At 59.3% G+C, this 15,506-nt stretch carries 8 protein-coding genes; 6 read left to right on the top strand and 2 right to left on the bottom strand.

Annotated elements, in window-relative coordinates; all coding sequences use genetic code 11:
• The first annotated feature begins 3 nt into the window (after positions 1 to 3).
• The 4 genes from E9954_RS01640 (at position 4) to E9954_RS01655 (ending at position 10,238) form a co-directional block, all read left to right on the top strand.
• The gene (locus E9954_RS01640) at positions 4 to 3,489 is read left to right on the top strand and encodes an alginate lyase family protein (RefSeq protein WP_136077508.1); all 3,486 of its coding nucleotides are present in this window, start codon (positions 4 to 6) and stop codon (positions 3,487 to 3,489) included.
• A gap of 61 nt (positions 3,490 to 3,550) precedes the next feature.
• On the top strand, positions 3,551 to 6,412 hold the full coding sequence (locus E9954_RS01645) for a right-handed parallel beta-helix repeat-containing protein (RefSeq protein ID WP_222847014.1): 2,862 nt from the start codon (positions 3,551 to 3,553) through the stop codon (positions 6,410 to 6,412).
• A 7-nt stretch (positions 6,413 to 6,419) separates the two neighbouring features.
• A complete protein-coding gene (locus E9954_RS01650; protein WP_136077509.1) occupies positions 6,420 to 7,871 on the top strand; it encodes a sulfatase-like hydrolase/transferase in 1,452 nt (483 codons plus the stop codon).
• Positions 7,872 to 7,880: 9 nt separating this feature from the next.
• Positions 7,881 to 10,238: a glycosyl hydrolase family 95 catalytic domain-containing protein gene (locus tag E9954_RS01655; protein ID WP_136077510.1), complete on the top strand. Its 2,358-nt coding sequence runs from the start codon at positions 7,881 to 7,883 to the stop codon at positions 10,236 to 10,238.
• Positions 10,239 to 10,261: 23 nt separating this feature from the next.
• On the opposite strand, the gene E9954_RS32930 is transcribed toward E9954_RS01655, so the two are convergent.
• Positions 10,262 to 10,828: an IS630 family transposase gene (locus tag E9954_RS32930; protein WP_222847015.1), complete on the bottom strand. Its 567-nt coding sequence runs from the start codon at positions 10,826 to 10,828 to the stop codon at positions 10,262 to 10,264.
• Positions 10,809 to 11,198 carry an IS630 transposase-related protein gene (locus tag E9954_RS32935; protein WP_222847016.1) on the bottom strand — a complete coding sequence of 130 codons (390 nt, stop codon included), beginning with the start codon at positions 11,196 to 11,198 and terminating at the stop codon, positions 10,809 to 10,811. Before E9954_RS32935 ends, E9954_RS32930 begins: the two co-directional genes overlap by 20 nt.
• A gap of 29 nt (positions 11,199 to 11,227) precedes the next feature.
• Between E9954_RS32935 and E9954_RS01665 the strand changes: the two genes are divergently transcribed.
• On the top strand, positions 11,228 to 13,918 hold the full coding sequence (locus E9954_RS01665; protein ID WP_136077511.1) for a hypothetical protein: 2,691 nt from the start codon (positions 11,228 to 11,230) through the stop codon (positions 13,916 to 13,918).
• On the top strand, positions 13,912 to 15,264 hold the full coding sequence (locus E9954_RS01670) for a right-handed parallel beta-helix repeat-containing protein (RefSeq protein ID WP_136077512.1): 1,353 nt from the start codon (positions 13,912 to 13,914) through the stop codon (positions 15,262 to 15,264). Before E9954_RS01665 ends, E9954_RS01670 begins: the two co-directional genes overlap by 7 nt.
• Positions 15,265 to 15,506: the final 242 nt, after the last annotated feature.

A 15,506-nucleotide genomic window follows, 5' to 3' on the forward strand; every position in this document is an offset into this window, starting at 1 on the left:
GGCATGATGAACCGAATGCTTTTGATGGTGCCGCTCTTGTGGGTGGGTTTTGCGGAGGCAAAACCGATCGGCGATTTCCGGACGATGGAAAACTGGACGGGGCTTGGGGCATCCACACTTAAAACGCCTTGCGGGGAATTTGCAGCATTACTGCCCCCGGGAACGGCGACGTTTACCTATACAGAGCCCAAAACCTTTCTGAGCGGCGAAACGGTCGATTTTTCCGACATGCTCGACGAGGTATGCGTCGAAGACTGGTACGACTACCGCTACCTTGAATGCTGGGTCTGGTTGCCGCACGCCGATCCGGTGGAGCTGGAGTGCTCGGTTTTGCCGCTGGCGGTTGGTCGGCCAGATTATGTGAAGTCGCTTGCCGCGAAGGTGACCGTGCAGGGCGAAGGCTGGCAGAAAGTGGTCTTTTCGCTTAGCGACTTCGACTATGTTCGCCACCAGGGTGCCCACTGGAAACATATCCAGGGATTGAAAATTTCGACTTCAGGAATTTCCTATCCGGTGGTGATCGGTCAGCCTCGCCTGAAAAAAAGTCGCATGGTCGCTCTCGATACGCCGATAAAATCGAAGTCCGCGAAAGCGGGTGAAACGGCAGTTTATGAACTGCAGCTGGAAAACGAGAGCTCCACTGCTCGGAATGTATCGCTCGTTCTTGAGCATACGGGCTGGGAAGCCTGCCCGGCTACGCTGTCGGAAAATGAGCTGATCCTCCAGCCGTGGGAAACTAAAAAGGTCACGCTTTCAGTTCAGATGAATGACCTCGTTGCGCCGGGCGGCCGGGAGCTGCGCAAGGTGACCGTCGTCCCGGATGGTCGTGGCGACCTGAAGGAAGAGCTGGCACTCATCACGGTGCGGGAATTGCCGCACCCGTACCTGCTGCACACCGAGGCCGGCTGGGAAAAGGTAAAGCAAAAGGCCGCAACGGTGGAGTGGGCAAAGGCCGCGCGGCAGGACTATATCGATAAGGCCAAAAAATGGCGCGTTCCCGCCGCCCGCACCAAAGGCGATTACAGTTTCAAGAATACGGATGGGAAGGATGTGGCCGATTGCGCGATCGCGTGGAAGCTCAGCGGCGACGAGAAGCTGGCGCAAAAGGTCGTCCAATTCCTGCGGGCGTTCAGCGATCCTGAAACCGGCTATCCCACGACCATCCGCAACAGCGGCGCACTCGTGCACCGCGGCATGTTTTTCCTGCATATGGCGCGCGCCTACGATTTGCTCTACAACCATCCGTCGTTTACGGAGCAGGATCACGCCAACATCGAAAGCGCCATGCGCCTCTACAACCGATGGGTGGATTACCAGATCCTGACCGGCGATGGAAACAACCACCAGGACGGTCTCGTGGCCGGTGCGCTGATGAACGGCTTGGCCCTGCAGGACTTCGCCGAGGTGGAACGCTTTCTCCACGGCACCGGCGGCCTGCTGGATCTGATCGGGCAGGGGGTGCTCGACGACGGCCACTATTTCGAAGGTACGGCCAACTATAATATTCTGGCCGGAAACCTCTTTAACTCGGTGGCGGTTGCGCTGGAGCCCTGGGGACTGAACCTCAAGGACTGGAAGATTCCGGCCAAGTATGGCAAGCACATCATGGTTTCGCCATGGGCGCTCTCCGGCGAATTCCTGGGCATGTCGTTCGAACGGCAGGGCCCGAGCACAAGAACCTACCGCCAGCTGAAGGATATCTGGGATGCCGTGCTGCCCATGGCCGACTGGCGCGGCGTCGTGTTTGCCTCCAACGATTCGGGGGGCATCGACCTGACGACCGGCCACAGCGAAGCCGGGTTCGGATTCGAGATGGCCTACCATCTCTGGCCGGATCCCGCCTATGTGCCGCTGCTTAAAAAAATGAAGAAGCGCGATCTGCTCTACGGTGCGGTCGAGCTTCCCGATGTGGACGGCGGGCTGGGATCGGCTTCGTATGTAAACGACAACGCCGGCTTTGCCGTGCTGCGCTCGAAGGCCGAAGAGCCGCGCGAGCGCTACCAGGTGGTGCAACGGTATGGAACGCACGGCGGCTACCACGGCCATTTCGATAAAACGAGCCTCGTTTCCCTCTCGCGCTTCGGTCGTTCGCACTACAACACCGAAGCCTCGTGGTTCGGCTATTGGTCGTTCATGTTCAAGATGTGGGTGCAGACCTCCGACGCGCATAACATGACCGTGGTCGACCACCGCATGCAGAAACCCGCCGAAACCCGCCGCATCCTCTTCCACTCCGGCGACCTCATGCAGGTCTCCGCCACCGAGATCGAGACCGAATGGATCGATCCGCCCTACGGCGGGCAGACGCCGTACGCGCTGAAAATGCCGGAAGAAAAAACCTGGGATGAAGCGCGCTGGCTGCCGACGCCCGAAAACCCGCGCCCGCAGGGCAGCACCGGAACGCCGTCGGAGCCCATCCTCCAGCGCCGCCTGATCATCACCACCGACGATTATGTGGTGATGGCCGACGATCTCAAGGGCACGCAAACGCACGACTTCGACAACCTCTTCAACTGCAAGGGGCTCGTCGAACTCGCCGCCGAAAAGAAAACCTTCGTCAAGCACACCGCGCAGTGCGATCCCGATCCCTACGGCAGTGCGCAGTTCATCACCGACTGCAACTGGTATGAAACCGCCGGAACGGTGAAGGCCGGATTCGTTCTCGACGGGGCGAAGGGCGAAATGGGCGGCCGCCATTCCTGCTCCGAACCGGGGGTCATGAACGTGGACTACTATTCGCTCTGGCCGAAAAAGGCCGGGCTGATGGTGGGCAACTATGCCGAGAGCCTCGATGTGGCACGGCACCTCTACTATAAAGTCAGCGCCGATGGAACCGTGCTGGCCGAAGGCAAGCTCGCTCCGTGGATTCTCGGTAGCGCCGAAATCGATGTCGATGTCCGCGGAATGCAAACGCTCGAAATCGAAACGCGGATCGAAAAAGCCAAAGCGCCGAAAACCATCTTTCTCGGCAGTCCCAAACTGCTGGACGCAGCAGGGGAGGAAATTCCGTTTGAAGTGCAGGCCGAAAACGTGGCGGAAGCTTCCGGCAAAAACCTCGACTATGCCGGCGGCACGGTTTCGATCTTCGGCGAACACCATTCCAGATCCATCGCCGCCGAACCCGCCGACCGTAAAAAGCCGGGCATGCTCAAGATCGATCTCAAGGGCGCGGCGCGTTTCAAGGCCACGCTCGGCGGCGACTATCCGGTTGGTGGCGACGATATCCATCGTAAAATCATCGCCACCCGCAGCACCGGAAAAGAAGCACGCTTCCTCAGTGCCGTCGAGCTGCACGAAGACAACCCGGTCATCAAATCGATCCAGGCCGTCGGCAACGACGAAGTTGTGGTTCTGCGTAGGGATGGTAGTGTTGACCGGTTTAAAATCGCGGGTCTCGGTGGCCGCGGGGTTTCCGTTGAAATGACGGTGGAGCTCGACGGCAAGGTGATCGCGGCGGAAACGGCCGAAGCAATGAAACGTGTCCCCTAAATGCCGGATAGGAATATAGGGAAGCTATGCGAAGCTTTAGAGTCATGAAATAGGAGAAGGTATGAAGAATAAAACAATGTGTTTGATGGTGGGTTTAGTGGCCTGTGGGTCGGTTGACGCAATGGACATCCATGTGGCCCCGAATGGTTCGGATCGCAATCCTGGAACGGCGGACGCGCCCGTTGCTTCGCTGGCAAAAGCGCGCGACCTGGCGCGGAGCCACAACGATGCCACGGTGCATGTGGCCGACGGCGTCTACTATCTGCCGGAAACGCTCGTCTTCACGCCGGAGGATTCGGGCGTGGTCTTTAAGGCGATGAACGAAGGCGGCGCGGTGTTGAGCGGAGGATCGCGGCTGGATCTGAAGTGGGCGCCCTTCAAAAATGGAATCTTCAAGGCCAAGACGCCCAAGGGGCTGGAGATCGACCAGCTCTTCATCAACGGCAGGAACCAGCGCATGGCCCGCTACCCGAACTATGATGCCAACCAACCCACCGCCGCCTACCAGGGCTACGCGGCCGATGCCTTTTCCAAGGAGCGCGCCGCAGGCTGGGCCGATCCGGCGGGCGGCTACATCCACGCCATGCACAAGAACCGGTGGGGCGGCTACCACTACCGGATCACCGGCAAGGATGCCAAGGGCGAAGTGGTGTATGAAGGCGGCTGGCAAAACAACCGCAAGATGGGGATGCACAAGGATTACCGCATGGTGGAAAATATTTTCGAGGAGCTCGATGCGCCCGGCGAATGGTTCCACAACGCGAAGAGCGGCACCCTCTACTACATGCCCGAAGCCGGAGCCGATCTGGAAGGTGCGCAGGTCGAGGTCGTGCGCCTTCGCCATTTGGTTGAGTTCAAGGGCAGTGCGAAGAAGCCGGTCAGGCGCGTCACGCTCCAGGGCTTCACGGTGCGCCACGCGGCGCGCACGTTCATGGACTGCAAGGAGCAGATGCTTCGTTCCGACTGGGCGATTTATCGCGGCGGTGCGTTCATGCTCACCGGCACCGAAGAGGTGTCCATTCTCGATTGCGAATTCGACCAGGTTGGCGGCAACGCCGTTTTCGTGAACAACTATAACCGCCGCACGCTGGTCAAGGGCTGCCACATCCACGACGCCGGGGCGAGCGGGGTCTGCTTTGTCGGCGATCCCGATGCCGTACGCGATCCGCTCTTCGAATACCGCGAGAAAAACGACCTCGACAAGATCGACCGCACGGTCGGCCCCAAGACCGACAACTATCCGGCCGAAAGCACGGTCGAAGACTGCCTCATCCATGGCATTGGCCGCGTGGAGCGCCAGCCCGCCGGGGTGCAGATTGAAATGGCGATGAAGATCACGGTGCGCGACTGTTCGGTCTACGACACCGCGCGCGCCGGTCTCAACATTGGCGACGGTTGCTGGGGCGGCCATTTGATCGAGGGTTGCGACGTGTTCGATACCGTTCTTGAAACGCACGACCACGGCTCGTTCAATTCCTGGGGGCGCGACCGTTTCTGGCATAGCAACCGTGCGGAATCGCAGCGGGTGATCGACCAGGAACCCAACCTGCCGTTCCTCGACGCGATGCACACCACCGTCATCCGCAACAGCCGCTGGCGCTGCGACCACGGCTGGGACATCGACCTCGACGACGGCTCCTCCAACTACGATATCTACAACAACCTCATGCTCAACGGCGGCCTGAAGTTCCGCGAGGGGTTCCGCCGTCGCGCCTGGAACAACGTGATGGTGAACAATGGCTTCCACCCGCACGTCTGGTACAACAACAGCGGCGACGAATTCTTCGCCAACATCGTCATGCGCGCGCCGCTCGGCGTGAACGTACCGAAGGAAGGCGCCAGCGGAAAACGGATCGATGGCAACCTCTTCTTTACCGGTTTCCCCGAAGAGAAGGATTATTTCACCGCTTCCGGCTGGGATGTGAACTCCCTCTCCGGCGACGCGTTGTTTGTTGATCCGGCCGGCGGCGACTTCTCGGTCAAAGACGGTTCGCCCGCGCTGGAAATCGGCTTCAAGAACTTCCCGATGGATTCGTTTGGCGTGAAAAAGGCAACGCTCAAGGCGATCGCAAAAACGCCCGTCATTCCGGAGCTGGTATTCGAGCGCACCAAGTTGCGCATGAAGCCGACAACGATGAAAAAGGTGGCCTTGGGTTCGTATTGGCTGGGCGCCCGTTTGCACGATCTTTCCGGCGAGGAATTTTCAGCCTACGGGGCCGGCAAGGAGGATGGCGGCGTGGTGTTGGCTTCGGTTCCCGAAGGTTCCCCGGCGGCGAAGGCCGGACTCCGGAAGGATGACCTGGTTCAGGGGCTCAACGGACGGAAAGTCGGGAATATCGCCGATCTATTGACGGTCTACACGGCGTTGTCGGATGCGGCGCTCCAGGTTCAGGTGTTGCGCAATCAGCAAAGTGAGGCGATTGCGGTGGGCGGTGCTCCTTTTGTGGACGTGGTGGCCGAAGGCAAGCCGGTGCCGTCCGCCAAGAAGGTCGTTGCCAATCAAAAGACCAACAACGATCCGCTGCCGATCCTGGTCGATGGCCAGCTGAACCAAGGCTATGGCCCGGTCTTCGGCAACGGCATCAGCGACGGTGCATACAAAATGGATCTGGGCAAAGCCGTGCCGGTTTCGGCCATCACCAGCTGGAGCTGCAACCAGGGGGGGAGCCGTGGCGCACAGAAGGTCACCCTCTATGCGAGTGCGTCGCAGCAGGATCCAGGATGGGATCTGGGCGATGCCTCGAAGTTTGTGCCGCTGGGCTCGTTCGATACGACGAAAATGGAAAAGAGCGAATTTTCAGGCGTCGCGTTCCGCGCCGGTCAAAACGGAACCTTCGGTTCGTTCCGCTGGATCGTCTGGCAGGTTTCCCCGGTCACCTCGCGGGGCGAAAACTCCGCCTTCCAGGAGCTGGTCGTCGAGTAGGGGTTTCATGGATCGAAGGCTGTACAACATAGTGGTGGTCAACCCCGACCAGATGCGGTGGGACTACATGACGCCGAACGGGCACCCGTTCATCGGCACGTCCAACCTGTCGCGCCTGGCGGCAATGGGCACCAACTTCGAGCGGGCCTTTGTTTCCTGCCCGATGTGCGGGCCGAGCCGGGTGTCGGTCGTCACCGGGCAATATCCCTCGGAACATGGATGCCGCAACTATGGCGGCCGCATGCATCCGGAGCACCCCAACCTGTTCCACAACCTGAAGGCGGCCGGCTACCACCGCGCGCTCTTCGGCAAGGACCACATCATGGCCGAAGATGCCATTGGCGTGCTCTACGACGAGGGCGAGGATATCTGCATCGGCAACATGGACGACCATCCGGACTATGCCCGCAGCTGGAGCGCCGGCGTACTCGATCCATCCAGCCCTTCGAACCTGACGGAGCGGCTCACCTCGGCCGGGCTGGATTACATCGACCGGCGTTGCCAAACCGGCGAACCGTTTTTCCTGACGCTCAACTACCAGGATCCGCATCCCTACTTCGCCTGCCCGGAACCGTATGCCTCGATGTTTTCTCCGGATCAGTTTGATTTGCCATCCAACTTCCGCCGCGGGCCGGTGGCGGGCGAGCCGCGGCGCATGACGCTTTGGCGCGAAAACTCCCGCTCCGGCGAAGCGACCGAGGAGGACTTCAAGAAGGCGATGGCGATGTATTGCGGGCAGATCCGCTATGTCGACGACCAACTCGGCCGTGTGCTCGATAAGCTGGAGGAGCGGGGCATCCTCGACGAAACCATCGTCCTGTTTTGGAGCGACCACGGCGAGTTCCTCGGCGACTATGGCGTCACGCACAAGATGGCGGCCTTCTACGATTCGCTGGTGCGCGTTCCGCTGGTGTTGTGGGATCCGTCGGGAACCATTCCGAAGGGGCGTCAGGCAAACCTGGTTGAGGCGTTGGATGTTTTCGCCACGGTGCTGGACCTTTGTGGCGTCCCCCAGCCGGAGGGCAGTCGCGCCTATTCGCTGCTGAGTGCAAACCATGAACCGCGCGCGGATGTTTTTGCCGAGGGCGGAATCCAGATGGCTCCATTGGAGGAGCCCATCAGGAAGGCCAACCTGCGCGCGCCGCACGGCCCCACCCATTTCGGGGCCGGTGCCATGCTGCGCACCGACCGCTGGAAGTTGTGTACGCATAGCTTCGATGGCTGGGAGCTGTACGACCTGGAAAACGATCCCTCCGATTCGTGCAACCTGTATGATAAACCCGAACTTGCCCCGGTTGCACGGGAGCTGACGCAACGGCTGATGGCAAGAATGATGAACCACGGGCAGGCGCCAGAGCATCTGCACCGGCCGGAAGTGGCCGGACTCGATGAAGCGGGCATGCCGCTTTGGAAAACAAGCCACGCCCACATTGAACTAAAAGACGCACTGCGCCCTTAAGGTTTTTTTATGAAGAACAAACTGACGATGAATTTTCCCGCCGGGTGGCAGGGGGATATGTGGAAGGAGGCGCTGCCTTCCGGGAATGGAACGATCGGTGCGGCGGCGTATGGCGCGGTGCATGAGGAAACCGTGCTGCTGACGCATGACGACCTGTGGCACGAGGTGGTGACGAACGAGCTGCCGGACGTGAGCCACACCCTGCCGGAAATCCGCGAGCTGCTGGCGAAGGGCGATGCCTATGCCGCCGACCCCATTCTTTCCAATGCGCTGAAGGAAGCGGGCTATACCGCCGACATCGGCGCACCGCTTCCGCTGGGCGACCTGAAAATCAAGATCCCGGTCAGCCACGGCTTTACCAACTACCGCCGCGAGCTGGACATGGCGACCGGCGAGGTATTGGTTTCGTGGAGGGACAACGGGGTGGACTATTGCCGCAAGCTGTTTGTTTCCCGCGCCGACGATTGCGTCGTGATGGAGGTCGCGAGCGCTGGCGGTGCCCTGGAGGTTGACATTGCGCTGGATCTACACGACCGCCTCGATGCCCACATTTGCGACCAGCCCGATCCGAAGCTTCCTGGAAAACGGGAAGTGAAAACGGATGAGCCCGGCTGGATCTTCTATGCGGCGCAAAACGACGATGGCACCGACTTTGGCGCTGTCGCTCGCGTCTTTCAAACGGAAAGCCAGCACGTAGTGCAGGCTGTACCGGTAGAGCCGCCACTATGTGGTGGCTCCCCGCAAGCCAAGCAACCGGGGCGGTGTGACGGGGTGCTGGTCATTCTAAAAATGTTTGTGAAGGGCGAGCGTGAAAAGGATTGGGCGCGGCTTAAATCCGACGTTGCTGGATTGAATGCGGACTACGCATCGTTGTTGGCTCCGCATGCGGAACTGCACGGCGAAATCTTCAACCGGTTGACGCTCGATCTTGGCGCGACCGGGCATGGGCGTTCCAATGAAGAATTGCTGATGGCGGCCTATCAGGGTGCGGTGCCGACGGAGATGGTGGAAAAGATGTGGGCCTATGGGCGCTACCTGCTGATTTCGAGTTCGCGCGAGGGGAGCCATCCGTGTCCGTTGCAGGGCAAGTGGTGCGGTTCGTACCGCGGCTATTGGACGTTCAACATGGCCAACGAAAACCTGCAGATGAACTATTGGCAGGCGATGTCCGGCAACATGCCGGAGGTGGCGCTGCCGGTCTTCGACTATGTCGAGCGCATGATGGACGACTTCCGCGAAAACGCCCGCAAGCTGTATGGTTGCCGGGGCATCCTGATGTCGTGCATCACCACGCCGCCGTCGGGGTTGTTCAAGGACATCCAACCGCACATCCTGCACTGGACGGGCGCGGCGGCATGGATTGGCCAGCATTTTTACGACTATTACCTGCACACCAACGACGAGGTGTTTCTGACGGAGCGCTGCATTCCCTACCTGCGCGAGGTGGCGCAGTTCTACGAGGATTTCTTTACGATCAATGAAGATGGGTTTTATCTGAGTTCGCCGTCCAACTCGCCGGAAAACCATCCGGGCAACTATGCCGAGGGCGCGGCCGACATGCTTTCGATGGAAACCACGATGAATGCCACGATGGACTTTGCACTGGCCAAGGAGGTGCTGATGCATCTGGTCGAAAGCGGCGACGACGTGGAACGCTGGCAGGCGATGCTCGACCGGATTCCGCCCTACCAAATCAATGGGGACGGCGCGGTTTGCGAATGGATGCATCCGTTTTTCGACGACAACTATCGCCATCGCCACCAATCGCACATCTACCCGGTCTTTCCGGGGTTGGAGGTCACGCGCGAGTCCGACCCGCAGCTGTTCCAGGGATTTGAGATCGCAATTCGCAAGCGGCTCGAAATCGGCATCGGCTCGCAGACCGGGTGGTCGCTGGCGCATATGGCGAACGTCTATGCGCGCATGGGCGAGGGCGACGATGCGCTCAACTGCCTGGGCCTGCTCTCTCGCGCCTGCGTGATGAATAATTTCTACACGACGCACAACGACTGGCGCAACAGCGGCATCGGGGTGCCGATGCATCTGGCGCCGTACCAGATCGACGCCAACTTTGGGTGGACGGCCGCCGTTCAGGAAATGTTGCTGTTTTCCGTGCCCGGAAGAATCAGGGTGCTCCCCGCGCTTCCGAAGGAATGGAGCCAGGGTTCGGTGAAGCGGTTGCTCGCGCGCGGCGGTGTTGAGGTTTCGATCCGGTGGAACCTCGACGCAAACCGGATCGAGGTGCTGCTTTGTTCGAGGACCGACCAGACGGTCGAGCTGGCTGCGCCCTATGGGGACGGGCGGAAAAGGGTGATAGAGCTGAAGAAAAACGTAGGGGTCAACCAACTGATGGAGTGGGGCGTTTGATGAAGAAGGATTTCTAGAGCAATTTAATTTAAACTGTAGCCGCATGAGGCAAACCAACCTTGAGCATCCGCCGCACTAACGCACCCTAAGGCAGCGCCGATCGCATCAAACAGAGATTCCAGGGAGCGCGCTTTTTCCCCGCGAAGCAATTGCTTTACTTTGCTCCACATCTTTTCGATGGGATTGAGATCAGGACTGTAGGGCGGAAGGAACCAAACCTCTGCCCCAGCTTCTTCGATCAACTGTAACGAAGCCTTGTCCTTATGAGCCGAGAGGTTATCAAGCACAACGATATCGCCCACTCGAAGAGTCGGAGCTAGAACCTGTTCGACATAGGCACGGAATACATCGCCGCTTGTGGCGGCATCAATCGCCATGCAGGCTGTTTCTCCGTTGAAACGAATGGAGGAGATCATGGTGGTGGTACACCAATGGCCATGCGGGGCGTGATCGTAAGCCCGCTCATTTTTCGGCGAGCGTCCGTACAGCCGAGTCATATTGGTCTTGGCTCCAGCCTCATCAATAAAGACCAACCGAGCAATGTCAAGTTGCCCTTGCATGGCCATCCACTCAGCCCGTGCGAGTTTCACGTCTTCGCGCCCTTGCTCGCTGGCGTGAAGCGTTTTTTTTAAAGCTCATCCCCATGTCCTTGAGTACATAGTGAATGGCAGGCAGCGTGCAATCGAGCTCCAGTTGCTCTCGGATCTCCCACAACGTGATATCAGGTTGCCGATCAATCAGCGTTTTCATCTGCTTCCGGTGCTCTTGGGTGAAGTAGGGTTTTCTTCCTGAATGGCTGTGAAGCGGGGCGATATCGCCGGTTCGCTTCCGTTGCGAGAGGAGCTTCTTTACCATACCAAGCGATACCTTGTATCGGTCAGCAATGTCCTGCCGGGTTCCTTCTCCGGCATCGTAGGTGGCCAGAATTCTCTGGCGTAGATCCAGTGATAGAGTGCTCATGCAAAGAACTCTACACAATGACTCATCTAATGGCTATAGAATTATTTAAAATGCTCTATATGTTAAAAACGGTGGCCATGGCTTGTGCCTTTGGAGGGGCAGACGCTGTCTGGCCGGGCGCACGGCGTGCGCCCCTCCAGTTGAGCGGTCGCAGTCTGGTTTTCTGCATTATTGCGGTATTGGGTTTTCTCGGCAGCCCCAGCAGGGCTTCGGCGGAGATGGTCGACCACGTGGTGCTGGGGAATCCGGCTTCGGAGATGGCGCATGGAATGGAGGCGGAGCTGAGCGAGGTATTCGACGGTGCGCTGGGGCTGAAGGCGCGGCGGTTGCTGGCCAAGGGCGAGTGGCGCGGCGGCAGGTTTACGGTGACGATGAAGGTCGATCCGGAAAAGCCCAACTATTTCACGGCCAAGTTCTGGGGTGGGGATACCTGCAGCGAAGATCAATATGAATCGCGCCTTTGTCTCTATGTGAATGGTAAGCAGCTGGGTACGCGCCATCTGGGTACCATCGATATGCTGGATATCATGAAATACGATCTGGCGCGCTATCCGGGTCGTTTCCTTTACACCACCCGGCCGCTGCCCATCCACATGACCCAGGGCAAGACCGAGATCGAGCTTACGGTCGAGGGGCAGGGGGGGATCAACGGCTATGCGGCCAAGATCGCGGATTACCAGAAAATGATGAAGGAGCCGTCGCGTGGGATCTACCGCGCCTATGTTCATACGAATCCCTGTTTCGAACCCGTTGAAGGTGAAATCCAGGGGGCACCTCCGGCGAATATTCCTGTGCGCCAGGCGCCGGGCGCCGAGGTGATTGAAAAGCTGAAGAAGGAGCTGAACGACCGCTCGGATGGCGAAATGGCGCGGGGTGGCAAAAAGCATGAGTACAATATCCAGTATCTTGGCCATGCCTACAACACGCCGTGGAACACCGCCTATAAAAATAGGAAGGCGCTGGAACGGATGGTGGAAGCCATCGATGCCCACTATCTGGAGTTCCGCGAGAAGGACGGAAAGATTGAAGGGGTGCGTTGGATCTTTAAAGGGCCCATCGGCGATGCGATCCGATTGACGCATAAAGACCTGGAACCCTGGCTGGATGAAGACGTGCCGGGAACCAGCACGCCGCGCAGAAAGGCCTGGGCAGAGATGATGGTTGCCTCGCGGAACCATAACTGTTCGGCAACGGGCGAGGGCCGCCGCGCCTATACCAACCAGTGCATGATCAAGGACCAGAATACCTACTACTGTAATCTGGCAGTCCGGCTGATCTATCCCTCGAAGGCCTGGCCGGAAGAGATCGCGCGGTTGATGCTGTACGAAGCCATGGGGCTGGAACCGTTCAGCGGTAGCTGGGACGAAAATGCGCGGCCGGACTGGAGTCAGGGAAAAAACAAGATGTTGCTCACGGAGGCGGGGCTGACGAAGGAGCTTGGGTATGTGGGCGCATACGGCGAAATTATTTCGGATTCCGGTTTCGCGATTTATGAAGCAACCAAATCCTCGCCGGAGGGCGCAGACGAGCGTCTCAGGGAACAGCTGATCAAAATGATCCGGGCCCGCGCGCCGTTCCGTTATCCGCTGGTGGATAAGGACGGGTATCGCAGCATGAACCAGGAGGCGCTCATCGGCTGGCGCGACTGGAAATATCCGGGCAACGTGATCTACGACCAAACCAACGGTCGCGACGGCGGTGCCTTCGAGGTTGCGGTCTCCACCGGGGACAAGGTGCTGTTGGGTTATGGCCAGCAAATGCTGGAGGATAACCAATACTTTGCGGCGGTGAAGGAGCGGATGGAGAGCCGGCACACCAATTCCAAGACCTATTTGCTGAATGTGCCGGAGCTGTATGAATATGTTGCTTCGCTTCCGGAACAGCCCTATCGCCTGCCGATGACGGACGGCCAACCCGACTTTGTGTTTGCCGATCCGGGCGACGGGGTGCTGGCGTTCAAGGATCGGGGAACTTTCTTTTATGCCTCGCTCTACTGGCGAGCGCGCCACTCCGTCAACAACCTGGCGCGGGTGCACTATATGACGCCATATATCGAACGCGATGCCATCGTGAATATTGAAACGGTTTTCGAGGACAGCGGCGAAGTCTACACCTTCCCCGAGCGCACCAACATGGAATTCAGCCGCGGCCGGGAAGAGCGCTGGTATACAAACCAAGGCATATACCAAGCCATGGCCGGGGTTAAGGAACCGATTGCCAAGGTGACGGGCGACGATTCCTATGAGGTCGGCCAGGAACATATCCTGGCCGGCAAGGGGCAGCTCTACACCATGAACTACGATCCCTATTTCATCGCGATGAACTGCGACGCTTCCCAGACCTTCCGCGTTGAGATTCCGGCGGAATTTGTCGGGGCGAAGGAACTCGTTTCCGGCCAGGTGGCCACCGGCCGGAGCGCGAACCTGAAACCAGGGATAACCATCATCCTCTGTCGCAACTGGAATACCGAGCCGGCGGTGCCTGCCGTTGAAAACGTGGCACCCGCAGCCCCGGTGGTTCCTCCCGCTGTGCAGGCCGCGGAACCCGTTCAACCGAAAGCCGCGCCGAAACCGGAACCCGTTGCTCCGGTTCAAAAGGCTGTCGAGGAACCGCAAGGCGGGTTGACGGATCGCAACATACTCTTCATGGGCGTTGGCGGTCTGCTCGTGGTGGTGGTATTGGCCGGCTTGATGCGCCGGAAAGATAGGAGGACATGGTGAAGACTGGTTTTGGATATTCGATGGTTGGTGTGGTTGCCGCACTGCTTGCTTCATCCGGCATGGCGGCTTCGCATACGGTTTCAAGCCTGGGCGCATTGATGGAATTCGCGAGCCGGAGCGGGAACGAAATCACGATGGCGCCGGGGACGTATTCGGCGAAGGACTACCTGACGCCCGAAATGCTGGCGGCGGTCGGCAAGGGGGTGGATCGTGGCAACGGCAGCCGGCCGCCCGTGCCGGTGCTGGTCTTCAGCGGCAACGACAATGTCTTCAATCTCGATGGCGTGGTGCTGGAAGTCGATACGTCCATCTATGACCACCTTCCAACGTTTGGATACCACCGCTTCCTCTTTGTTTCCGGAAACGGAAACCGGATCAAGGGATTGACGATGCGCTATGTCGGCCCGCAGCAGGGAACCAACGGCAACGCGCTATCGTTGTGGGGCGACCATAATACGCTCGAAGGGGTAACGCTGTTCATGCACGGCTCCTCGCCCTATGGCTATGGCGACCTGCTAGGCAAAGGAAAGAACCCGGGCATGGCCCCGTTGGGCAAGCAGAGCGGATTGATGATCGGTGGCGACCACTGCACGCTCGAACGCTGCAAGGTGATCAGCCGCGCGTTCGGCCACTGTTTCTACATCCAGGGCGCGCGCAATACGCTGGTGCAGGATTGCTATGCCGAAGGCATCACCCGCGCCACCAGCGACATGCTGCGCGATACCACCGGGATGGCCGCGGATTTTGAATTTAGATCCGTATACGAAAACCGCGATGGTCGTTATCTCATCACGCCCGGCTACCGGAAAAGCCTGACCGAGGACGGCTTCCGCACCTACAGCAAGGGCGGACCGCGAAACCAAACCACCGGCAAAACCACCCTGATCAACTGCACGGCCATCAACACGCGTGCCGGTTTCGAGATTGTTGGCCCGGCGGATGGGGAAAAAACCGAGCTCATCGGCTGTACGGCACTGGGAACCGAGCGGGGTTATCTGCTGATCAACGGGAACATTGTCACCCGCCGCTGCCGGGGCAACACCGTGCATGGGCCGTTGCTCTATCTCTGGCGCGGAAGCAATGCCGATGTGGAGCTGGAATGGACGGGCGAGGGATCGGACTACACCGTGCACGCGCTCGCGACCATTTCCGGAAGCAATCATCGCGTCAAGCTGACGCGTTGGGCGGCGGAAGGCGTTGCGCCCCGTCTGCCGATCCTGCTCGGATACGGCATGCCCATGCACGCCGAGATGGCAACGCCGATCCTTCCGGAAGAAGCCACGAACATTACGCTCATCAACCACGTCGGCATGCCGGTCGTCCGCAGCGAAAAGGCGCTCCCTTGAACGGATGATGGAGGGAGAGGCATTCAGCCCCCCGCTCCCCATTCGGTTTCCCATTCATTGCGAAGCCCAGGCATAATACCAAATCAAACGGATTCGTCTTTTACCACGGAGGCACGGAGCAACAGAGGAGCGGGATTGCCTTGGTTCTCTGTGTTTCGGTGTCCTCTGTGGTGGGACCATTCAAGTTAAGTTCCTATAAGACCCCGCTGCTTACAGCGATTTGTGGAGGGACGCCGGCCTCG

The sequence above is a fragment of the Pontiella desulfatans genome, assembly GCF_900890425.1.
GTDB classification, from domain to species: Bacteria; Verrucomicrobiota; Kiritimatiellia; order Kiritimatiellales; family Pontiellaceae; genus Pontiella; species Pontiella desulfatans.

Coding starts and splice junctions, on each gene's coding strand:
- E9954_RS01655 (WP_136077510.1), top strand. CDS start 7,881: ATGAAGAACAAACTGACGATGAATTTTCCCGCCGGGTGGCAGGGGGAT.
- E9954_RS32935 (WP_222847016.1), bottom strand. CDS start 11,198: ATGAGCACTCTATCACTGGATCTACGCCAGAGAATTCTGGCCACCTAC.
- E9954_RS01650 (WP_136077509.1), top strand. CDS start 6,420: ATGGATCGAAGGCTGTACAACATAGTGGTGGTCAACCCCGACCAGATG.
- E9954_RS01645 (WP_222847014.1), top strand. CDS start 3,551: ATGAAGAATAAAACAATGTGTTTGATGGTGGGTTTAGTGGCCTGTGGG.
- E9954_RS01670 (WP_136077512.1), top strand. CDS start 13,912: ATGGTGAAGACTGGTTTTGGATATTCGATGGTTGGTGTGGTTGCCGCA.
- E9954_RS01640 (WP_136077508.1), top strand. CDS start 4: ATGATGAACCGAATGCTTTTGATGGTGCCGCTCTTGTGGGTGGGTTTT.
- E9954_RS01665 (WP_136077511.1), top strand. CDS start 11,228: ATGGCTATAGAATTATTTAAAATGCTCTATATGTTAAAAACGGTGGCC.